Source organism: Lentilactobacillus kefiri (genome assembly GCF_009739535.1).
GTDB lineage: Bacteria > Bacillota > Bacilli > Lactobacillales > Lactobacillaceae > Lentilactobacillus > Lentilactobacillus kefiri.
This window is the reverse complement of the sequence record NZ_CP029971.1, coordinates 1,083,459-1,105,627: the sequence shown is the minus strand read 5'-3', so window position 1 is coordinate 1,105,627 and position 22,169 is coordinate 1,083,459. Positions and strand designations below refer to the sequence as shown.

18 protein-coding genes and 1 pseudogene are annotated in these 22,169 nt (G+C 38.4%); 4 read left to right on the top strand and 15 right to left on the bottom strand.

All coding sequences use genetic code 11. The features are described 5' to 3' along the window. Nucleotides 1-124: 124 nt before the first annotated feature. The 4 genes from DNL43_RS05335 to DNL43_RS05320 form a co-directional block, all read right to left on the bottom strand. Nucleotides 125-1,174: a LacI family DNA-binding transcriptional regulator gene (locus DNL43_RS05335; protein WP_054769672.1), complete on the bottom strand. Its 1,050-nt coding sequence runs from the start codon at nt 1,172-1,174 to the stop codon at nt 125-127. Between the two features lie 162 nt (nt 1,175-1,336). Further along, the gene (gene uxaC, locus DNL43_RS05330; RefSeq protein ID WP_054769674.1) at nt 1,337-2,755 is read right to left on the bottom strand and encodes a glucuronate isomerase; all 1,419 of its coding nucleotides are present in this window, start codon (nt 2,753-2,755) and stop codon (nt 1,337-1,339) included. Between the two features lie 20 nt (nt 2,756-2,775). Then, nucleotides 2,776-4,401, bottom strand: coding sequence for a tagaturonate epimerase family protein (locus tag DNL43_RS05325; RefSeq protein ID WP_056982789.1), 1,626 nt, complete (start codon nt 4,399-4,401; stop codon nt 2,776-2,778). 51 nt (nt 4,402-4,452) lie between these two features. Further along, nucleotides 4,453-5,904 (bottom strand): glycoside-pentoside-hexuronide (GPH):cation symporter, encoded by a 1,452-nt coding sequence (locus DNL43_RS05320; protein WP_056982787.1) that lies wholly within the window; start codon nt 5,902-5,904, stop codon nt 4,453-4,455. Nucleotides 5,905-6,314: 410 nt separating this feature from the next. Here DNL43_RS05320 and DNL43_RS05315 point away from each other — a divergent pair, with 410 nt between their 5' ends. Both DNL43_RS05315 and DNL43_RS05310 read left to right on the top strand, forming a co-directional pair. Then, a complete protein-coding gene (locus tag DNL43_RS05315) occupies nt 6,315-6,638 on the top strand; it encodes a hypothetical protein (protein ID WP_056982785.1) in 324 nt (107 codons plus the stop codon). Nucleotides 6,639-6,939: 301 nt separating this feature from the next. Next, nucleotides 6,940-7,869, top strand: coding sequence for an IS30-like element ISLpl1 family transposase (locus DNL43_RS05310; RefSeq protein WP_003561810.1), 930 nt, complete (start codon nt 6,940-6,942; stop codon nt 7,867-7,869). 27 nt (nt 7,870-7,896) lie between these two features. Here DNL43_RS05310 and DNL43_RS05305 read toward each other — a convergent pair whose 3' ends face one another. The 6 genes from DNL43_RS05305 to DNL43_RS05280 all read right to left on the bottom strand — a co-directional run bounded on the left by DNL43_RS05305 (nt 7,897) and on the right by DNL43_RS05280 (nt 13,773). Next, a complete protein-coding gene (locus DNL43_RS05305; protein WP_056982840.1) occupies nt 7,897-9,261 on the bottom strand; it encodes a 5-methylcytosine restriction system specificity protein McrC in 1,365 nt (454 codons plus the stop codon). A 14-nt stretch (nt 9,262-9,275) separates the two neighbouring features. Continuing rightward, the gene (locus tag DNL43_RS05300) at nt 9,276-9,569 is read right to left on the bottom strand and encodes a hypothetical protein (RefSeq protein ID WP_156645017.1); all 294 of its coding nucleotides are present in this window, start codon (nt 9,567-9,569) and stop codon (nt 9,276-9,278) included. Between the two features lie 105 nt (nt 9,570-9,674). Beyond that, nucleotides 9,675-10,664: an IS30 family transposase gene (locus DNL43_RS05295; RefSeq protein ID WP_020282189.1), complete on the bottom strand. Its 990-nt coding sequence runs from the start codon at nt 10,662-10,664 to the stop codon at nt 9,675-9,677. Between the two features lie 71 nt (nt 10,665-10,735). Further along, the gene (locus tag DNL43_RS05290; protein ID WP_156645015.1) at nt 10,736-11,866 is read right to left on the bottom strand and encodes an AAA family ATPase; all 1,131 of its coding nucleotides are present in this window, start codon (nt 11,864-11,866) and stop codon (nt 10,736-10,738) included. Nucleotides 11,867-12,176: 310 nt separating this feature from the next. Continuing rightward, nucleotides 12,177-12,734: a hypothetical protein gene (locus DNL43_RS05285; protein WP_054769842.1), complete on the bottom strand. Its 558-nt coding sequence runs from the start codon at nt 12,732-12,734 to the stop codon at nt 12,177-12,179. Between the two features lie 148 nt (nt 12,735-12,882). Then, nucleotides 12,883-13,773, bottom strand: coding sequence for a LysR family transcriptional regulator (locus tag DNL43_RS05280; protein WP_056982835.1), 891 nt, complete (start codon nt 13,771-13,773; stop codon nt 12,883-12,885). Between the two features lie 116 nt (nt 13,774-13,889). Between DNL43_RS05280 and DNL43_RS05275 the strand changes: the two genes are divergently transcribed. After that, nucleotides 13,890-14,828 carry an NAD(P)H-binding protein gene (locus DNL43_RS05275; RefSeq protein ID WP_095347905.1) on the top strand — a complete coding sequence of 313 codons (939 nt, stop codon included), beginning with the start codon at nt 13,890-13,892 and terminating at the stop codon, nt 14,826-14,828. Between the two features lie 173 nt (nt 14,829-15,001). Here DNL43_RS05275 and DNL43_RS05270 read toward each other — a convergent pair whose 3' ends face one another. Together DNL43_RS05270 and DNL43_RS05265 are read right to left on the bottom strand one after the other, a co-directional pair. Beyond that, nucleotides 15,002-16,183 (bottom strand): NADH-dependent flavin oxidoreductase, encoded by a 1,182-nt coding sequence (locus tag DNL43_RS05270; protein ID WP_056982831.1) that lies wholly within the window; start codon nt 16,181-16,183, stop codon nt 15,002-15,004. 199 nt (nt 16,184-16,382) lie between these two features. Next, nucleotides 16,383-18,344: an alpha-L-rhamnosidase-related protein gene (locus DNL43_RS05265; RefSeq protein WP_056982829.1), complete on the bottom strand. Its 1,962-nt coding sequence runs from the start codon at nt 18,342-18,344 to the stop codon at nt 16,383-16,385. A 114-nt stretch (nt 18,345-18,458) separates the two neighbouring features. Here DNL43_RS05265 and DNL43_RS05260 point away from each other — a divergent pair, with 114 nt between their 5' ends. Next, a complete protein-coding gene (locus DNL43_RS05260) occupies nt 18,459-19,427 on the top strand; it encodes an IS30 family transposase (RefSeq protein WP_054769923.1) in 969 nt (322 codons plus the stop codon). A gap of 49 nt (nt 19,428-19,476) precedes the next feature. Here DNL43_RS05260 and DNL43_RS05255 read toward each other — a convergent pair whose 3' ends face one another. From DNL43_RS05255 to DNL43_RS05245, 3 genes and pseudogenes are all read right to left on the bottom strand, one after another. Further along, a complete protein-coding gene (locus DNL43_RS05255) occupies nt 19,477-20,745 on the bottom strand; it encodes an MFS transporter (protein ID WP_056981330.1) in 1,269 nt (422 codons plus the stop codon). Nucleotides 20,746-20,757: 12 nt separating this feature from the next. Continuing rightward, nucleotides 20,758-21,009 (bottom strand): annotated as a pseudogene (locus DNL43_RS05250) (alpha-L-rhamnosidase-related protein); the annotation flags it as partial. A gap of 31 nt (nt 21,010-21,040) precedes the next feature. Then, a protein-coding gene (locus tag DNL43_RS05245; protein ID WP_109249140.1) for an IS3 family transposase occupies nt 21,041-22,110 on the bottom strand; the annotation gives its coding sequence in 2 pieces (ribosomal slippage) (nt 21,041-21,873 and nt 21,873-22,110; 1,071 coding nt in all). Between the last annotated feature and the right edge of the window lie 59 nt (nt 22,111-22,169).

Below are 22,169 nucleotides of genomic sequence, written 5' to 3'. Positions count from 1 at the left end.
CAAAAGATGTCACTGAAGTATAGACTAAATCCTCTACATGATCTCCGTGTGTGACTAACATGGTAGGCCTTGTTAACAAATTTAAGCAATGACTTTTCAATCTTACACTCAGATTATTGAGAACCTATTTACTAGAAAAATGAATCTTATTCATATCGAGCACTGAGCTTCGAACAATGATTTCCGGATTAACCACTTTTTGTTCAATGTCATCATGTTGCTTATTGTCCATCATCTCAACCAATCGAGAAACTCCCATTCCAATAATTGTGGAGGTTGGCTTTCTAACAGTCGTCAACGGCGGTACCAAGTACTTAGAATACCCCATATCATCAAACCCAATAATTGAAATATCTCGCGGAACTTGATAACCCAATTCAATACAGGCATTCAATGCACCAAGTGCCATATCATCATTTTCGCAAATAACACAACTGGGGATATCACCGCCAGACAATATTTGACGCATTAAAATATTCCCACTCTTCGGCTGATAATCACCTTGCTTAACGAGCCCAGAATCCACCTTAATATCATGAGCATCAAGTGCATCCATAAAACCCTTTGTTCGATGAGCAGACGACTCAAATTTATTCAGCCCCTTAATGAGAGCAAACTTACGATGGCCCATGCGAATCGCATATTCAGTTGCAATTTTACCTCCAAGTTCATCCCCGACCGCATAGTTATTAATGTCATTACGATTAATGACTCGGTTTAAAACAACAATGGGAATACCGGTCTTATGCAGATATTCAATGAATTCATCGTCCGAAGCAGACTGGCTAATCACAATAATGCCATCAAAGTTACTAACGGAAATCCCTTGTTCATCCATCGCGTTATCAACACTGTTAATTGACAGGGAATAACCCTTGGGTAGGAGACCCTGTGCCTGCTCGATAACCTCAGTTAAAAAGCTGGCTGATGTACCAGTATCCAAATTGGTGAAAAAGATACCAATCATATAAGAACGATTTGTTACCAACCGTTTTGCACTTAAATTGGGCACGTATCCAACCTGTTTGGCAATCTTCGTAATCTTATCCCGGGTGGCAGGCTTGACCAGCGAACTCCCATTAAGGGCCCTGGAGACAGTTGTATGTGAAACATTCGCCATCTTTGCAATGGTCAAAATTGTGACTGCATTTTCATTCTTATCAATTTCTGGCATGTCTCCAGCACCTCCTCAAGTCTTAATTTCATCGAAATAATTATCGCGTTATCAGCCAATTACGTCAAGCTTACTAGTACTATTAATTATACTATAAAGAGGGTGGCAAAGTATGATGCCACCCTCTTCGTAAACCTATTTATTTTTAGTTAAACAATTTCCCTAGTCTAAGAAACCAAAGTAATTTCGTGCGTTGTTATATGAAATATCCTGAACAATTCTCCCAAGCTTTTCAGAATTATTTGGAACTCGTCCTTGTTCAACTAACTTACCATAGAAGTTGCAAAGCACCCTCCGGAAGTACTCATGTCGTGGATAAGATAAGAAGCTTCTAGAATCAGTAAGCATACCAACAAAGTGTGGCAACAAACTTTCTTGTGCAAAGATTCGTAACTGATCATCCATGCCTTCAGCTGTATCATTAAACCACCAGCCGGCACCAAGCTGGAGCTTTTGGACCGTCCCGCCTTGGAAGCAGCCCATCATGGTTGCTAGCTGCATCCAATCATTGTTATTCAATGAATAGAAAATAGTCTTAGGAACATTATCAGTATCTTGCATTTTTGTAAACAGCTTGGTCAAATGAGTTACAATATCAGGCTGAGTTCCCACGGCATCATAACCAGTATCAGGACCGAGCTTGTCAAACATTGGTCGATTAAGATCACGATTTGAATTGACGTGGAATTGCATAGTCCAGTTAAACTCAGTATTAAGCTTCATCAAGTTTTCTAACAGCATTGTCAAATATTGATCTATTTCATCTTGACTTAGTGCCTGGTTTTGAATCCCTTTATTAACAATTGAATTCAATTCGCCATCGCTAGCTTCCTTAAAATGATAGGTCAATAAAGAATGATCCGATAAACGGCCCCCCATTTCGTTAAAGAACTCAAATCTTTGATGAATGGCTTTGATAATATCGTTAAAGTTTTGAATTTCCACACCCGAAACTTTACTCAAGGTTTGCAAGTATTCACCGAATGAATCCCTATCAATTTGAATCAACTTATCAGGTCGCATTGCTGGCAATGTTTTAAAACCACTTTGGTCTTCTTCCTGTTTGAGCAATTTGTGATATTTCAAATCAGATGCTGGATCGTCAGTTGTGCAAACAACCTGAACATTTGAATTCTTAATTAAATTGCGCGGCTTAAAGTCATCCTTTTGAAGCAATTCATTGGCTTTTTTCCAGATTTCAGGAGCCGACTTCTCAGTTAATTCCTGATCAATATGGAAGAATCTACGCAATTCTAGATGAGTCCATTCATATAATGGATTACCATAGGAATTTTCGATCGTTTTAGCCCATTCGATAAACTTTTTGTATTCATCACCGTCACCAGTAATATATTTTTCATCAACCCCGTTTGCCCGCATTAGGCGCCATTTATAATGGTCACCATATGTTCCTTCATTAAGCCAAATACGAGTAATGTTAGGATAATTCTTGTTTTTATAAATTTCTTCGGGGTTTAAATGGCAATGAAAATCGATAATTGGCATTTTTTCCGCATAGTCATGGAACAACGTTTTGGCTGTATCATTGCCTAATAAGAAATCATCATTTAATAAAGTCATGATCAATTAATCGCTCCTCTTTAATCGTTTGCTGTCGTTTGAAGCTTTTGAGCGCTTTCTTTAGAGATGTCACTCTTGGGTTCGTATTTGTCCCGTGCTTCTTTTTTTGTTTTGACAATTCCCTGAAGAAGATCCAAATGTTCTGCGATATGGATGTTTAAGTAACGGTCATACAGTGCTTGGTTCTGCAATAAAATAGTCCAGAACTTGTCGCGATAAACATAGTGATAGTTATGTTTCAAGTTCATAATAGATCCGTACATAGTATGAAGGATTTGACGTGCATCATCGTTATCCAACAGATCCATAACGTTTTCTGTATTCATATCCTTAGGCTTTGGTGCGGTACCGTCAGTTTGCGCATTGAATACATAGAAATCTTTAACATCATCTAAGTTTTCGTATGAGAACTTGTAAAGTTCCAGCATGAATTTTGGATCCTTATGAGCGATTACTCGTAAAGCCTCAAGCCAGTTGGTTCCGGCTGTTTTAACATGCCAGCCATGTTGCTTAGAAACTCGGCCAATGATTTCATAAACTGAAAGTTTATCTGATCCTGAGTGAATACTGAGTTTGTAACCAAAATGTTCAGCAATCGCTTCATGGATAACATATTCGCGCTCAAAACGTTTCGTATCACCAATGTAATCAATGGCTTTCTGGAATTCACCATAGAAACGAGGAGCCATTGTTACAGGGGTAATGCCGCGACGATTTAATTCATTGGCAAAGAAGTAATGGTTGGGATTTGTTGTTTGGTAAGGTGTTTCATCCATTGAAATTTCAAAGTCCAAGTTATAAGGAACGACGAACTTGGTGTAAATTCCAGCAGCAAACAAAATTGCATCATAAAAAGTTAAAACTGACTCTTCAACATCATGTTTCGTAAACTTAACGGAGCGCCCGTCACCTAAATTAAAGGTTTTGTTCAGATAAGTATCATTAAAATATTTAATTTGGTCAGGATCTAATTGGTTAAAGCGCTTATCAAGTTCTTCATCATTTAATTCAACAATGTCGTTATTAATCTCTTCGGTACAATCCAAAGTAATCATTGAGCAACCAATTTTAACTGCATAATCGACCTCATAAGGTGTTTTAACATGGTCACCATCTGCACCCCAACCGTATGTGAATCCTTCTTCAAAAACGGCCCATGAAGCAGATTGGAACACATCAGTATTGGTTCGGTGCATTAATACTAATTCCCGAATTGATTGTTGTGCCAAGACAGGCATGATGCCACGTCCTTTGAATAAACGTAAGTGGGCATTTGACGCATTACCTAGTCGATCACCTAATCCGAAGGTGTATTTATAATTTCTTCGGGATGTTGGCCGCATCCATTGAAAGCGCTTGGCCAATGCATCATTATTCTGTTCGTTTAGCTCACCAACCAGTAACGTTGAATCACGGTCTTCCAAAACTTCTTCAGCCTGGAATTCACCAACAGTAGAGCGGTTTTCATAAACAACCAAACTCTTTTCAATAATGTTCTTTTCATTAGTGTGATGAAGAATGAAGTAAACGTTTCTTCGATCAACCTGAATTGATGGGGCATAAATTTCTTTATTGCTAAGATTTGTGTAAGTGCCGTCTGCTTCCAAAATTTCCTTTACATCTTCCAATAAATTATTTAAATTCATGATAATTCCTCCAGTTTAGTTTAGTGATTTTTAAAGTTCCTAATAAACAAATTATTTACCGATCTTGCCGCCTTCCCAACGACCGTGATCCAGATCATTAGCGATCTTTCCAAAGCGTTTATCATCAAGCTTATAAAGAAATCCAATAACAAAAGCTGCGATAACCAAGCAAATGCCAGGATAAAGTGTCATTGCAGCCTTAATTCCTCGAAGAGCACCAGCACTTTGGTGAGCATTAGCAACATAACCTGTTAAGGCTAAAATTCCTGATGATACCAAGGCTGCGATCGATTGAGCAATTTTTCTTGAGAAATTAAAAGCAGCGTACGTAATTCCTTCTTTTCTGACTCCTGAGCGCCATTCCCCATAATCAATTGCATTAGATACCATTGCCCAAGTAATTCCGTTTGGAATAGCTAATGCTGTATATCCAATCGTTACTAAGATGACGAAGACAACGACGTGATCAGGTAAAATGAAGTTCAATAAATTTGCAACGGCTCCAATTACAAAACTAACCATTGCAGTTCTTTTTTGACCGAAATGTTTGGTTAACATTGGGATCATAAATACTCCAAGAATTGAGCACCCCATCATAATGGCATTAATAATTGGCTGTAAGCCAATATTACCTAAGTTATACTCAGCATAGAAAACCATCATTTGATTGTTGGTATTCATAGCCGAAATAGTAAAAATTGTCATTAAGATTAATGCACCCAGTGGACCGTTCTTAAAAATAACTTTGAAGTAATCCTTGAAGCCTTCGTTTTGGGCATTCTTGTTTCTGTTCACGTGAACATTTTCTTTAGTACCCAAATAGCAGATGCCAAACATTAAAACACCAAATACGGCGAAAATAGCAGATGCCCAAAAGTAACCAAGTCGTTGATCGCTCCCACCAATCAAAACGGTCAACGGAATAAAGGCCACTCCAGCAATAAACTGAGCACCAACAGATCCAATCTGTCGTGTGGTTGCCATAAAGCTTCGATCCTGAACATTCCGCGACATAACTGATGCCAAAGAACCATATGGATCATTCGTAAAGGAATAAACTAATCCCCAAATCATGTACGCTGCGTACGCGTATATGATCTTCTGAGTCATTGACAATCCAGTTGGCATCATGAATGTAATTACGGTCAAGATCCCTAAAACAATAGCTGAGATCATCATAATAGGACGGAATTTACCACGTTTCCCAATTTTCTTACGATTATCAACAACGGAACCAGCAATTGGATCCATAAACGCATCAAATATTTTGGTAAAAGCAAAGATACCACCAACAACCCCTGCGCCAAGTCCAACACCGTCAATCCAAAATTTAGTTAAATATGATTGGCCAAGGTCAAACATAAATCCATTTCCAAAGTCGCCAAATCCATATGCAATTCTTTGATGTATAGGTATTCGTTTTGATGAGTCATTCATCAAATTGTCATCATGATTTTTTGCCTCACTGTTCGAAACGCTAGTTTTTGCAGCAGTACTTTCCATGACACACCTCCGAAGTTTAATTTAATATAGTTTTAAACGAGGCCTTCGTTTGTTAGCAATCAACTTAACTTGTTTTGTTAACGCTTACAACTATACCACACTTAAATGCACACGTGAACAGTTTTTTGAGGTTTTATTGAATTTCACATGCCAAACAATCCACCAAACATCGTTATTTACTGACAAAGTTCTTCTAAAAAAATCATTTGTGAAAAAACATCTCTTTTTTTGACTTAAACACACATTCTGCACACCAGGTAATACATATACACATACCAAATCACTGTCAGATAACGCTTTCAAGCTGTTTTCACGTTTGCATTATTAAAAAAATGAAGTAATATTGGAATTGAACAATTACACGAAAATGAATTTGAACTTTACAATACTAATAATTAGGAGTGCAATCTATGACACCAAAAACTTTTAAACAATCATTATCCTCAGATACAGCCTTTGAAAACTACCTTAAAAACTATTTTTTGACCAACAAAAGTCTCAACGGATCCTATGAAACTCATGAATACTTTGAAGATTATAGCGTTCGGCTTAATCGCCATTCTACTTTAACTTTAAAAACAACGACTTGCCTTGATATTGCAGCTGCAGCGATTCCTTTAAAACAAACTGAAAACATTAGTTTTCATGATTTCCGGCGATTAATATTGAATAAAAAATTTGCTGACATAAATGAAACTTTAGCTGAGGTGTTTGAACGGTCCCTGAAAGGCTAAAATTTCTATGATAGACAAGATTAATTCAAACATTGTGATCTGACATACTCCCATACAAAACGGTCAACATACAAACGTATTATTTTAAAAATTCCAAAGACAAAAAAATGCTTATGTGAAACAAATTGATTCGTTTCACATAAGCACCTTTGTAAATTGCATACTTCAAAACATTATTGTTATCTTGCTTAATTATCCTAATGGTAGATTGTAAAATTAATCCGAACGCTGTTCGGACAAAAAAGATCAGCTTCCTTTAAAATGGTGTTTACCACAAACCCATCTTTTAGGAGCTGATCTTTTGTCTAGTATAACCTATTCCGAACGAATTAAAATCGAAACCTTTTGTGAACTAGGGCTGTCCAATATCCAAATGGGCGTTCGGCTGAACCGATCACCGTCAACAATTTCTTATGAATTATCTCGATGTCAACCTTATCAGGCTGAATTAGCACAAACAGATGCCGAATACAAGCGATCACGATGTGGTCGGAAAACTAAGCTGAGCGATGAGTTAAAGCAAAAAATTCTCAACCATTTACGTCTAAGCTGGTCACCAGGAATGATTGCTCACGAATTTAAACTAGCTACTAAATCTATTTATAATTGGCTAAATCAGGGGAGAATTGGTTTCTCCTTGAATGATCTACCTGAACATGGCGTACGCCAACGGCGTAACGTTGACCAACGATCCAAATATAATCAATCTTTGGGGCGATCAATTGAACAGCGTCCCATGATGATTAATCAACGTAATCGCATCGGCGATTTTGAACTAGATACAGTCGTTGGTCCTCGTGGGCATAGTAAGGCAGTTTTATTAACTTTAATCGATCGAAAATCACGGTTCCTTTGGGCATACCGGTTAAAAGATCGGACGACAGCGACTGTTAATGAAGCACTAACTAAGTTCCTAACCACTTTTAATGGTCCGGTGCACAGCTTTACTGTGGACCGTGGCACTGAGTTTAGTGGGCTAGTATCACTTGAATCACAATATGGTATTAAGACCTATTACTGCCATGCTTATACTCCAGCTGAACGTGGTAGTAATGAACGCTTTAATCGGAATTTACGTTATTTTTATCCTAAAGGGACTCGTTTTGAGCACATTAGTGCTCAAGATTTAACGACGACGTTACTCCAAATTAACCAGCGACCGCTTAAAATACTCGACTGGCAAACACCGTATCAGGTTATGCTGACAAATTTGTCCAAAAATTCGGATTAAATTTGCAATCTACCTAATTAAAAAATTTTAATCTATCAACCGCCCAACTATTTTTTGGACAAACTTCCGAAACCTATGAGAATAATCATTTGCCCTTATCCAATCTAATGGCAATCCAACTATTCCAACAAATATCTCGCTGTATTGAACCAACTCGAAAGACATATCACCCATGCTTGGTGCAATCAAAATCGCAATTTTACTGTTGGTCATGCTCGTGTACGCAATAATTTGGTGAACATCAGATCGTAAACGTTCCTTTTGGGAATCCTTGCTTTCTCCTTCCCTTGGAAAAAAATAAGACTTGTATTTGGCATCAATGATGATGGGAACTTGACCAATTCTTGCCACAATATCTGGTTCCAAGTACTTTGGAAAAAGTCTGGTTACTTTAGAATGATAACCGCTAATAAAAGATTTCGGAATCCGCTTGTTATTTTCAGATGTGTCTAAGGCCCTGGACACAGTGGCTTGAACATAGCTTTCATATAATTGAGAAAAATCAATTCTCCAAGCGAAATTTGATTCTGATTTGTTCTTGATCAGAGCATTTAAGGCCCTTTTCAATTTACGCAAATGAATTGAATCGGATGAATATGGTTTGAATATTTGAGGTGCGGGTTGTCTGCTAATAGTTATGTCAATCAACGAAAGTTTCCTTTGAATGTTATGGATGATCGGCTCGAGTGAGACCCTAATTTGTACCGGTGTTGAATATGAATGAATTTCTGAAACAGCAAAATTTAACCATGCCACAGCTTTTCGAAATTCTTGGTTGTTTTCTGAAATTGAATTAGTGTTTGTTTTAAATAATAGGCGATTCTGAGGAATGGCACTTCTGACTGCGTAATGATTCCAGTCAACGTTACCCACTGGCCTTTTTGCAATTCTTTCTAAACTCTCAAAGCGACGCCACGAATGCTCATTAACTACTGATACAAACTCTAAAATCACTTCGCGTGCAAGGAGATATTGCGGCGCCGGGGTCCCATGCAATCTCATAAGTGGCATTAAAGTATCTTTTTCTGGAGCAAGAGTAAATTGCGAAAATTCTGCCAGTTGATACGTCCACTGAAACCAATCACGACTGTTACTATCATTACTTTGATACCTAGGCTTAACAATTAGGTCAGTAACGTACTTATCTTTACCTTTATCAGGCATTCTAATCGGAATAGCACCAATTAATTCGTTTGCCTTTAAATGTATTTGACCATTTTCGTTAAATGCTTCAATATTTAAAAACTGGAAAGCTCGCTTGTTCAACCGGATAAATCTATCATTTGATTCATTGGAATATCTTGGATCATTAAGGACGGCAGATGGAAGTGTGTATAATTGGTTTGAAAAAGTTTGGAGTTGAATGATTGAAACATGCTTATCTTTACTCATAAACCTTCACCCCATCATAAATAAATCGGCTCGTTAATTTCGTCAACAAAGAATTGATTAAATTGGTCAGCTGCACTAGATAAAAATCCATTGTCGAGATACTCACGAATCAACGGCAAGAGTTCATATTTTACTCTGCTACTAAAGCTTTGGCCGGCCTTCGTAATGAAATATGCCTGACCAGGCTGCATCAACATCTCATCACTAGTCGCATACATTTCAAAAATTGATTGAATTCTTTCAAATTCCTCTTTATGAAATGACCCGTTATCCTCTAAATCCTTATCTGAAAGTTCAATAGGCATCATTGTATACCACGCGAATCGTCGTCTTAATGCGAAGTCAATAACAGCTAAAGAACGGTCCGCGGTGTTCATTGTCGCAACAACACGTAAATTATATGGCTTGAATTGTCAAATTAAGTGCAACACTACATTAAAGAATATTTCATAAGGCGTTTTCCATCCGAGACATTTACGGGGACGATTATTCATTTGTTCTGCATATGCTTGTATCCGGCGGTCAGTAATTGAATCAAGGTCAGTTCCTTTTGGCAAATATTCGCGAAGCAAGCCGTTAGTATTTTCGTTAGTTCCTCGTTGCCAAGGAGAGTGAGGATCGGGAAAGTAGAAGGGCGTACCAAACTTATCAGTTAAACATTGAACTTTGGCAAACTCTTTACCCCTATCCGGGGTAATCGTTAACGATCTACCAGGCCATAGCTTCATTAAGTCGCTCAAAGTATCCGTGACTGCTTCTGAAGTTCTTTTAGCAGCCTTACCAATAAGCAGGTAACGAGATTTTCGATCAACCAATGTAACGACACAAGCCTTTCCGCTTTTGCCTAACACGGTATCACCTTCCCAGTGACCAATTTCTACACGGTTGTCAGCTTCTCGCGGACGATCATGAATCTTGTTGGGGATTGGAATCTTGCCTCGCTTTTCTTGATAAGCTTTATTGTGGCGAGACTTGCCGTGATGCCTTAGATGGCGCACGGCACTAGAGCTGCCAGATTTAAACAAATTATCAAATAAGCCATTGAAAATCCCACGATAAATAGTCATGGTACTGATCTGCACCGGATACTTTTCGACTGCCAAGCGATTCGATATTTCCTCCGGAGACCAAAGGTCTTCGCAGAAGTGTTCTCTCACCACTTCAAACACCTGAGGATTACTCAAAAGAGAGACTCTGCCACAGTTGCCTTTGCGCTGTTTGTACTTCTCCTGAGCCTTCGAAGGTGAATAGGATTTACCAGTAGAATTACGGCTTAATTCTCGAGAAATGGTTGAGTAACTTTTCTTGATATGGCTGGCAATCTCACGAAGTGAGTTTCCATGATTCCTCATTAAAAAGATAGTTTCCCGTTCATCTATGGTAATATGCTTGTAGTGATCCATGGCTAAATTCCTTTCATGATTGTTTTCGCAAACATCATTTTACAGAAATTTGGCCATGGGCCATTCTTTATTTAATTAGTGTTGCACTTAAAGTGTAAATTCAAGGGTAAATGTTTTAAATATAATGGTTCATGACTAGTACCATCAGATTCACCCAGTTGAATTCTAGGGCGATCAATAATCCCGGTTGTTTCAAACAAATAGAATGACTCGCCTAAAACATTACTCAAATTAGCCCGATTAATTTCATCCACGATCAACAATGTGGGACGGTCCTTAGCTGCCAGAGCCATTCTAATTGCTTTAATTAAAGGCCCTTCTTGGTACTTATAGGATAAATGACCATCAATTTCAATTGGTTGATATCCGCCAACAAAATCAGAATAGGATGTTTCTGCATGAAACTGGGTAAATACAACGTTTTTTTGATATTCACTGGCAATTTTTGACGTTAGAAAAGTTTTTCCAGTACCAGGAGCCCCTTGCAATACCACATAGCGTCGATCCTCTAGAAGTTGTTTGACCGCCGACAACTCGGACTTTGCATCTGCTGTATCATCTGGTAATACAGTTTCAAAAAGACGGACATGTTTTCGTTGCGACTTGTTTGAGGGCCAATTTCGAAGTTCAGCGTATATCGCAATCATAAATTTATAAATTTTCCAGAAATCTTCATTCTCATTTGTAGAAGTTTCCCTAAGGGTTGGTTTATCAACAAAGACAGCAAATAGATCCATTGGGTGACTATCTAAATGATCGTCCGCATATTCCGTCTCCATTTTCTTAAGTTCTGGTTTGCTGGAGTCATCAGTAAAATTAAGTGCACAAAAACAACTAATGTTTTTCTCGTTGTTTTCAGAATATTGATGAATTCGACTTTGCAATTCAACAAACTTACGCCGAATACCTGGTGTAGCAACGAGTTGATAGTCATCCCCAAATCCTTCACTACCAATGTCTAACGATAATCGATAGTGCTTCTCTCCAGGATTGACTTTGATGGAGATTCCTGAATAAGGACCACTTGGCTGTTGGTCAGGTCGAATCAAGGAAATGAAATTATAATTTGTATCTGGATCTGCTGTTAAATCCTTATCAACACTTGCTCTGGTAACAAATAAATTTGATTTACGATATTCGCCACCGACGATATGAGCAAATTTTTCCATATTGTTTATCAAAATCTCTTTAGGCGTAGTCAAGTTGTTATTCTCCTTAATTATAGTTTTGGCATGAGTTATCTAAATGAACCAGAATTTGATGGCTGTACGAAGCACATACCTTTTTAGGGGCTTAATCATTGTTAGGGTAATTATACTGCCATTAGTTTTGGATATCGACTGTATTTATACATAATCGTTAATTCAAAATTATCCCAAAACAACACCTTAGAGTTACCTAAAATAACATAACCCAAATTAGAACCACCTATCTGAAATAGCTATATAAAAAACGGCCATTTCCCGAGTTAAGGAGACAGTCGTTTCTTGTTCTTTACTTTATAGTTATATATTAGCTAAACGGAAATTCATTCAAATCAGTGTCAAATTCAAAATTAAAATGAATTTCTCCACTATTAAAGTTAGCAAATGGAATCACCTTACTGCTAAGAAAATCAACATGGGTATTAGCAACATCCTTACCGTTCATTTGGATACTTCCATACAGCTCTTTCATTCCGCTTTGATACAAGCGATTACCATTAGAAGTATTCAGGTATGGCTTATTATAAAAGTCATATGAAAAGATCCCTAATTGATCTGCTTTAGTGGTTGTAATGTGAAAATATGCTCTTACAAGAATTCGCTTATTATGTTTAGGTTTCAACTTATAATATGCAAGTTTTGTCAATTTCATTTTTACGTTGTCATTATTGTCAGGAAACGCTTTAGTAACACTGAAACTTTTTGTTGAACGACTGGTGTAATTAAATTTGACCTTGTTGTAACTAGGGCTATATGTAGTCACCGTTGGCAGCTTCTTTACCTTGGCCTGTGCAGTACCAGATGAAAAGGGAAATGCCAATAATGCGGCACCTAAAACGATTGATCCAATTAATACATGTTTCATGAAAACACCCTCCAACATTTAATAAACCTATTATTTGTTTAGGCCCGGCATATGTCAAGGGGCATAAAGCAATTATTCCTAATCAATTATTTATTTGAATATCCATTTTCTGAATTCACTTGGATAACGTTACATTCCTAGCAAATATTCAAATAAACTTATCTATATTTTTCTCGATGTAAGACACTAACGTTGTTACCTGTTCGCCATGGGTTTCTCTTGTCAACACAACAAACTCATAAGTATCAAACTTCGGTTTTATATCCACAAAGCTAATTCCAGGAAAATTCCAGTTGTTGGTAAAAATCTCTGGAATAAATAGCACACATTGATTCAGTGAAACAGCCAACATCAGTGATTCATAAGACTCAAATTGTTGAACATCAACAACGGTAAATCCGCGATCCGTGAGACTTTTGATAAATAATTTTTCAGCCAACTCAGAACTATATTGGCTGTATAGCCCAACCGTTTGATGAGCAAGTTGTTCCGGGGTAATTTCTTCTTCCCTGGAAATGAGATTTTGAGATGAAATACCAACAACGTAGTTTCCCGTGTACAATACCTCCGAATGGATGGGGATTTTCTGTTCCACATCTGAAAAAGTGAACGCTACATCAATTGTTCCGTCCGCTACCGCCTGCTCTAGCTGTTCAATACTTCGATGCTTCAGTCTGATTTCAACATCGGAATGATTTCTCAAGTAACCATTTAACAAATACGATAAAAAATTAGCTTCATAAATACTGGAAAATCCAACGGTGATCGCCAGCTTAGAACGTCTAGTCACACCTTGAGCAACAGCCACTGCATTTTGATAATCGGTTAGCAAGAACTTGGTGTCCTCATAGAAGGCCCTACCTGCTTTGGACAGTTCAATTGAATTGTTGTGCCGATCAAACAGCTTAACACCAATTTCAGTTTCCAAATTAGACACACCTTTACTAACCGCAGTAGCAGATACATAAAAATGTTCAGCTGTTTTCTTAAAACTGAGGGTTTGTGCTGCGTATAAGAAATACTTGAGCTTTTCGTCCATAATCTGTGACTTCCTTTGACTAGCTTTACGTTGGGGAGGGCGACTGATTTGAGTTCAGAGTTGTGGCATCCTTGTGTTACACTTTATGTGAAATAATTATCAAGGAGGATGTCATAATGACTAAGAATATTGTAACAGGTGTAGATGGTAACTTTGGAAGGATTGTTGCAGATACAATTCAATCGCTCATCCCTAAAGAAGATTTGCTGTTCACGGCTCCGACTTCAAATAAGCTGGAAAAGTTCTCAGAAGCTGGTATTGCAACTGCTACGGCCGACTTCAATGATGTCAGTGGATTAGCATCGACTTTTGAAAACGCAGATACAGTCCTACTCATTTCAATGCCATTTGTCGGCGAAAGAAGACGCCAAGCACATAAAAATGTCGTTGATGCCTGTGTTAAAGCAAATGTGAAGAAAATCATTTATACTTCGTTGGTCAATGCTACTGATCCAATGATGCCCAGCATTGAAAAAATCGATCATGCCTGGACAGAATCATACATTGAGACCACTGATTTAGATTACATCTTCCTGCGCAATTCACAATATGCTGAAGCTATGATCACCAATTATTTTGCGATCGCCCACTCTGGTGTATTGGCAAATAACCAAGCAGATGGTAAAATGGCATACATTTCTCGTGAAGACTGTGCGATTGCAGCCGCTCATGCCATATCGAATCCCTATCTCCATCATGCCATTCTAAACATTAATGGTCCAGAACAATTAACCATTTCTGATTTGATCAACATTGGTAACAAGATAACCGAAAACTCCGTGAAATATCAAGAGGTTTCCGATGATGAACAATACGCAATCTTCGACAAAATGGGAGTCCCTCGGACCACTGAAGGAGAATTCAAGAAAGGTTCCTCAGCTCCATTCTCATCAGAAGGTATGGTCACCTTTGGACAATCAATCAGAAATGGTCAGATGAAAATCCAATCTGCCGACTTCCAACGAATAGTGGGTAGAAAACCCCATACTGTAAAATATATGTTCGAGCATGCTGACCAGTATCAGATTGGTGAGCGGCATTCGGTGGATGACTAATTTAACATTATAATTTGATTTATTCCAACTCCCAAAATTATCGGGAGTTTTTTTCTTATGCAAAAGGCCAATTCCTCAACGAATACAGAGAAATTGGCCAGTCATTATTATATATTACATCGTAATTAATGATAAATTATGAACCCTTTTTACAAACTTACACAATCAGCATTCTATGCACCTTCATGCGGTGCAAGCTTATTCTTAAACTGCTCTGGATTATAATCAGGCTGATTTGAGATGTGCATTGCTGATTTCAATCTGAAAATTAAGAAATTCCACATTGGTTGAGTGATTCCTAAATCATCCAAGTCTTGCTCAGAAATAGTATAGCGAATGCTACCTTCATCGTCATTTTCGACTTTTTGTACCCATTTAGGCTCTCGAAGAATTTCTCGGCCGATTGCGACCATTTCAATTCCTTTATCAGTAACTTTAGCTGCTTCCTTTGGTGTCTCAACTGATCCAACACAAATCAAAGGTAAACGTCCATTCAACTGCTTCTTAATTTTCAAAATCAACGGCTCAGTATCAGATTTGTCATTTAATGATGTCCGCCAAGCATACCCCATTGATACATGAAGATAATCGATAGACTGATTGGCTAAAACATCAATAAATTTCAATGTATCAGTCATCCTAATTCCTGGAGTTTCAATTTCTTCTGGAGAAATTCGATATCCGACTAAAAATGGACGATCTGCAAATTTTTCAACGGCATCATGGACTGACTTAATAACTGCCAGTGGGAACCGCATCCTATTTTCTAATGAGCCACCCCACTTATCAGTCCGACGATTTGAATGCGGTGAGAAAAATTGCTGTAACAAGTATGTGTTTGCACCATGCAACTCAATACCATCGAATCCTGCTTGAATAGCTCTTCGAGTTGCTTCACCGAAGTCATTGATAATACCTTCAATTTCTTCATTCGAAAGTTCTTTTGGAGTCTCAGCATTAGGCCTTTCTGCGGCTACAGCACTGGCACTAACTGGTTGGGCCCCACGAAGTATCTTCGAATTAGACATTCGACCAGCATGAAAAATCTGTAATACGGCTTTAGAACCACCAAGCTTCATTGCGGAGGCAACTTTTGTAAGTCCAGGTATGAAGCGGTCATCTGTAATTGACAGTTCACCTTCAAAACCTTTCCCGTTTTCTGATACGTTAGCAACTGGAGAGATAAACAGTCCAACACCACCTGCACGCATTTGTAAATATTTTAGTTCATCCGTTGAAATTGAGCCATCCTCAAAGCTTGAAACTTCCGTCATCGGAGGAATCACAACTCGATTCTTAATTGTTACGCCATTCTTAAAAGTAAAGTTTTTTAGAAATGAATATTCCTTTGCCAACTGATAACATATCCTTTCACGAAAAAAATTTTTTAATACAAAGATCACACTAGTTCATTTGTTCACAAATTTCAAGAGATGTTAGTAACACGTAATTAACAAGCCATAGAATAGATAAAATGTCATATACATATCAATCCAAAGCCAATGTTTACTCGGGCGTTTAGTGATAATGGACGCGTATCTAAATCACACTAATTTACTTCAACTGAACTGACAACTCCTTATTGGCAGCTAAAGCATATTTATGATTATCTACAATCAAAGTCCCACCATCCCTGGTAGCAATTACCGAAAGATTCTCTCCATCTTTTTCAACGGTTACTTTACCACTCTTAACTGGTAATACTACGTGCAGTTTCTTAAAATTACTTAGGTTAGGTTCAATATTGAATTCACGATATCCCGGCCGTGTGGGATACAGCCCAACAAAATATCTTCCTAGGAGATAAATCGGACTTGCACCCCATGCATGGCATAGACTCTTCCCATATGGGTCACCATACATTGCATACATATCCTTACCCGATTTGGTGGGATCATATTCTTCCCAAAAAGTCACGGCATCGTTATTAAGCATGCCACCCCAATAATTCACAATAGTTTTATAAACGATATCCTGATGCCCCATCTTGCAGAGAGCGTCTTGTTCAAAGAATTTAAAATATGGCGTCGTAATCTGGAGAATACCATCATTCAGCAACACGTTGTTGAGAATCGACTGCTTTTTATCATCGTCAATCAGATCAAATAGAATAGCAAAAATATTTGCATGCCGAGTAACGTGGCACTTACCAGACTCATAACTGTCAATAAATGCCCCTTTTTGTGAACTCCAAAAGTATTCAATGAAGTTTCCTAGAAGCTGATCATGTAGTACCTGGTATTTTCCAATAGGCTTATCAAGCACTGAGCCACAGGTAATCATGGTTTTATAAACTTCAATCAGTAATGCCTGCTCTGCCGCAACTGTGCCTTCTTTGTCGATTTCAGACCAATCAACAAAGATCCAGTCATTTTTACGACCATAAATAAATCCTTTTTCATTAGTTTGAGTGATAAAGTATTGAACCATGCTTTCCATCTTTGGGAAAACCATCTTTAAAAAGTTCGTATCACCAGTCATTTCATAGTGGTTTAAAACACCTATGACCCAAAGCATAGAGTAATCAACAATCGTGTTCATATGCTGTTTAATGTCATTTTGTCCTCTTAGAGCAAGCAGCGTCCGCTTATCAACATCTTCATTGAAGAATGAATATTGATTAATGAAGTTAGCTTGATATGCATCTCCAGCCCATATCCAACGGTCACGCTTAATGCCATCAATGAAGAAAACATCACTACACAAGTTTAGTGTTTCCGTTGAAATATCCCAAATTTTATTGATTAACTGATTATCAGTTTTGAACTCTGAGATATTGTTCTTAGGAACATACTCATGAATGGCGATTAATGCAACTTGATTTTTCTTCACATTAGGTATAAATACAAATCGAAATGCTCTTCTGCGGATGACTGATTTCTCGTCAACATCATCCTGTTTGTAATAGCACATTCCGACATCTAAAGCTTCAGTCTGTGATTCCCCATAGCAAATGGTCACTTTATCAGATTGATGAAGTTTTAATCTTAAACTACCGTTCACAGCTCGTCCAAAGTCAAATAAAACACCATTATTAATTTCTTGAATCCTTGCTGGCTGAACCTTAATCTTCTGATACTCAATCACATTTGGATCTTGATCTTTTTTTGTAAACAATGGGTCATTACCAGCGGAGAAAGTTGATACAAAGTTACTAGCCTGCCAACCATTGTCTGACTTAATCACTGTTCCATCAATATACACACAAGGAAGTCCAGTAGTATTGCCGACAAAGATAGTAATAACGTTTCGGCCTGGATCACATTTCAGGGACTCTCCCAACCGATGCTTGTTGCCATTAATATCAACATAACCGGTTCCGTGAGCATATACCTTGAATTCGGTGGGCTTATCCAAGTTGTAAGTTCGTGAAAATTTCACATTCCGGTTGCAATCATCAATATACCAATATGCCGGCCACCCCATCCCTCGCTCTTCTCTAGCAAAGTTTTGTAGCATTCCCTGATGAATCGAAAAATCTCCTGGATACCAAATCCAATACGTCGTGGGATTCATGCACACTATCTCCTTCCAATAATCAACCCCTGTTTGTAAAATTAAGTTAGAAATTTAAAAAGCCATTTGTGATAGACTTTTGAGTGTTGAAATCAAAAGAAAGGCTGATCACAAATGACCTATACTCATCTTACCATAGACGAACTCACTACAATTTATTCCTTTTGGAAGCTCAATAAAAAGGCTTACCGAGTAGCACCAGCACTCCACCGGAGTGCTGAAACCGTTTATCGCATCTATCGTTTTCTTGACGCTGGCGGTACGCTTATTGATTACCAACAACATTATCGACGGCACAAACAACATTGTGGGCGTAAGCCCATTCAACTAGCCCCTGATGAACTGGTTTATATCCAAGCCAAAATTCAAGCGGGGTGGCAACCAGATACAATTATTAATCGCCACGAACGTTCTTTTAGCTGCGGCGTACGAACCCTATATCGCATTTTCAAACATGATGCTTTTGGCTTGTTCGCCAAAGATTTACCCATGCATGGTCAGCGTCACCCTAATGGGTACGTTGAACGACGAGGAAAAGCTGGGCAATTGGGCAGAGATTTAAAAACCCGTTATCAGGACTATCCTAATTTTAAACGAGAATTCGGTCATTTAGAAGGCGACACGGTTCAAGGCAAAAACCATCAGGGTGCCGTAACCACACTGGTTGAACGGCAGACCAAGGTCGCAATTGTTTTGAATTCACATACCAAGTCATCACAAAACGTCAATCGTAGTTTAGCAGCCTGGTTGACGAAGCTGCCACGCCACTTGTTTAAGTCCATCACGTTTGATAATGGTAAGGAGTTCGCCGGTTGGCGAACGATTGCTAACCAGTTTGATTTAAATATTTACTTTGCCGCTGTAGGAGCACCCAATCAACGTGGGTTGAATGAAAACACCAACAACTTACTTCGTAAGGATGGGTTGCACCATGATCTCATCATGGACCAGCTATCAGATGAATTTGTCCAGGCTGTTGCTAGTCGACGGAACCATATTCCCAGAAAAAGTCTCAATTATCAAACACCACTTGAGGCATTCGTAAATCAAATCACTGATGAGCAGCTAAAATTTCTAACTTAATTTGACATTTGAAGAACCAATATTTCTAGACCTCATGTAGAGCGGCTTGTCACACGGTAGTAGGATCCGACACCTTAAATCTCTTAACCAACAGAACGATAATAAGTGCACAACTTCCAAAGATAACTGTGCAACCAACCATGATCCATAGCAAAATCTTCGGTGAATACCCCATCAATGTTGGTGTAATTAGTGAAAACATAGCAGTAATTACTCGCACAAATCCATAAGAAAAACCAGTTAAAGTTGCTCGGGCATCAACCGGATAAAAAGTTTGACTCCATATCTTGTAAAGGGCTTCTCCACACAACACAGTGCTTCCTGAATAAAAGATATATGCGAAGGTAAATACTTGCCAATACTCACTAAATATTCCTGCAGAAAGAAAGGCAATTAGGGCTGTTGCAATCCCGATATACATCGCTTTATAACGATATTTAGAATCAGAGATCTTTAGATAGACCACGTTAACAAGTAAACAGAGGACATTGGCAACTAATGCAATCACTGTTGAATAAAGTTGGCTACGATTATCAACTGTCACAATGAAGTAATTAACAAATGATCCCCAAGTGTTAGCAGGTAGATTCCAAAACAGATAGAAAGTCGTTAAGAAAATGAGCGGTAACACATAACTGCTATTCCGTAACAATTCTCGAAGTTTGTAATGTTTTTTTACTTTACCAACTGATTCCATCTTTTCTTCAACAACTTCTGCCAAGCCTTCTTCAATCTGACGGAAATTCTTAGAGAATACTCGAACACACCAATTAGCAAAAGCAACCAAGCCAATCCAACCAAACAGGGTTGTCGGGCTTCCCATGCCAGCGTTGGCACTCAGCATCCCAATGAATTGTGAAAGTAAAATTCCTACCGTCCAAAAAATCTGCGTTGACGCAATTGCACGCCCATACGTCCGCTTATCCATTCGTTCAGAAATTACAGCCAACGACGTGGGTAAATCGGCCCCAGAAGCTAGTCCAGCCACAATAACCCCTACCAGTAGCAAAGGTACATTTCGCGAAAAGGCCACAATTACAGAGCCAACCGCTACAAACAAAATATCGTAATTAAAAACAGTAACTCGACCAAACTTGTCAGCTAACCAACCACCTGCAAATGAACCTATGGCAACAGAAATTGTCAATGTTGTGCTTAGCAAACCAACAATCCAACTATTCAGATCTAAATAGTTTGCCCAAATTGGTAATGCGACTCCAAGACTCACCAGTAGAGCCGCGTCGAGATATGACGCAATTCCCGCCACGATAATCAGCAATATATTGTCTCTACTTAAGGAAATCTTTTCATTACCCATGGTTATTCCTCCCTAAATTAGGTACTTCTGAATCAGGTAAACTGGTGTACAGCTCCACGCGTGACAATAACTATTTAGAATTGGACTACCGTAAGGCGAATAATCAGGCTTAGCTGGTTCAAATGCTTCCCAGTATGTGTCAGCCCCCAGTGAAATCATTTGTCCCCAATAGCCTTTCATTAGCTTAATAGCTTCGTCCTTCATTCCAGCTTCAAATAAAGCTTGAGTAACATGGTGATACATATACGGTGTTGCTATCCCAGTGCTCCTACGTCAAGTTTTGGTACTAAAAAAATTAGCCGTTTATCCTAATTCTTTCGGTGTTATACCAGTTAATGTAATTTTCAACTCTGAGGACTAAGTCCTCAAAACTAGTAAAACGTGTTTGAAAAATAAATTCTCGTTTAAGTAGCGAATGGAAAGCTTCGAGCGGACCGTTATCATATGGATAACCTTGTTTGGAATATGAATGCCTAATCAGGTGCCGCTTTAACAGGCCTTCATAAGCAATACTGGTGTATTGTGAACCCATATCAGAGTGCAAAAAGGTTGGCTTAGAAGCCCTGCTCAAGGCTTGCAACAATGTCTTAATAATCAGTTTCGATGCCATCTCCTTGCCAATGTTGAAAGCGATGATTTGCTTACTAGCTTGGTCAAAGATGGTACTTAGATAAACCCAAGTGCCTGGTCTTAGTTCTAGGTAGGTTATGTCAGCACGCCAAATAGTTCCAATTGGATGGTTCTTAATCAAGTTAGGCCGTTGAGAATAATCTACATGAGTGCCTGGCTTCTTAAAACGCCGCCCCATTAGTGATCGAATGCCTAACTCCTGCATTAATCGGTAGACACGATTGGGGCCAATGACTACACCAAGTCTTCTCATGGCAATTGTGATCCGAGGGTACCCATAGGCTTTATAATTATTTTTCCAAATTTCAAAGATCTGGCTTTTTAAAATCGTATCTTGTTTATCATGACGACTTATCTGATAGTGTTTCCAATGATAATACGTACTTTTAGAAAGCCCTAAGGCTTTCAAGATTATCCAGAGGCGGTGTTTACATAATTGTTCGTTGATAAAGTCTATGGCTTTAACTTTGCCTAATGCCTTCCCAGTAACACCGCCGCTGCTTTTAAAATTTCATTTTCTTCTTTTAACTGCTGGTTTTCTTTCTGTAGTTGCTTGAAGGCTTCAACACTCGTTACGCCACCGTCAGGTAGTTCAACTAATTTGGCCCGCTTGATCCAATGACTGATGGTGGTTGGATGAACCCCATATTCATTGGCTAAGGATTTCTTTGAACGATTTTCATTGTGATAAAGCTTAACGATGTTGTTTTTAAATTCATCTGAATAATATTTCATAAAAAAACTCCTATTCTGATTTTTATCATTATGACACAAAATCTAATGATTTTGGTACC

Coding starts and splice junctions, on each gene's coding strand:
- DNL43_RS05320 (WP_056982787.1), bottom strand. CDS start 5,904: ATGGAAAGTACTGCTGCAAAAACTAGCGTTTCGAACAGTGAGGCAAAA.
- DNL43_RS05255 (WP_056981330.1), bottom strand. CDS start 20,745: ATGGGTAATGAAAAGATTTCCTTAAGTAGAGACAATATATTGCTGATT.
- DNL43_RS05275 (WP_095347905.1), top strand. CDS start 13,890: ATGACTAAGAATATTGTAACAGGTGTAGATGGTAACTTTGGAAGGATT.
- DNL43_RS05300 (WP_156645017.1), bottom strand. CDS start 9,569: ATGATGCCTATTGAACTTTCAGATAAGGATTTAGAGGATAACGGGTCA.
- DNL43_RS05260 (WP_054769923.1), top strand. CDS start 18,459: ATGACCTATACTCATCTTACCATAGACGAACTCACTACAATTTATTCC.
- uxaC (WP_054769674.1), bottom strand. CDS start 2,755: ATGACTTTATTAAATGATGATTTCTTATTAGGCAATGATACAGCCAAA.
- DNL43_RS05305 (WP_056982840.1), bottom strand. CDS start 9,261: ATGAGTAAAGATAAGCATGTTTCAATCATTCAACTCCAAACTTTTTCA.
- DNL43_RS05285 (WP_054769842.1), bottom strand. CDS start 12,734: ATGAAACATGTATTAATTGGATCAATCGTTTTAGGTGCCGCATTATTG.
- DNL43_RS05315 (WP_056982785.1), top strand. CDS start 6,315: ATGACACCAAAAACTTTTAAACAATCATTATCCTCAGATACAGCCTTT.
- DNL43_RS05265 (WP_056982829.1), bottom strand. CDS start 18,344: ATGAATCCCACGACGTATTGGATTTGGTATCCAGGAGATTTTTCGATT.
- DNL43_RS05325 (WP_056982789.1), bottom strand. CDS start 4,401: ATGAATTTAAATAATTTATTGGAAGATGTAAAGGAAATTTTGGAAGCA.
- DNL43_RS05295 (WP_020282189.1), bottom strand. CDS start 10,664: ATGGATCACTACAAGCATATTACCATAGATGAACGGGAAACTATCTTT.
- DNL43_RS05280 (WP_056982835.1), bottom strand. CDS start 13,773: ATGGACGAAAAGCTCAAGTATTTCTTATACGCAGCACAAACCCTCAGT.
- DNL43_RS05335 (WP_054769672.1), bottom strand. CDS start 1,174: ATGCCAGAAATTGATAAGAATGAAAATGCAGTCACAATTTTGACCATT.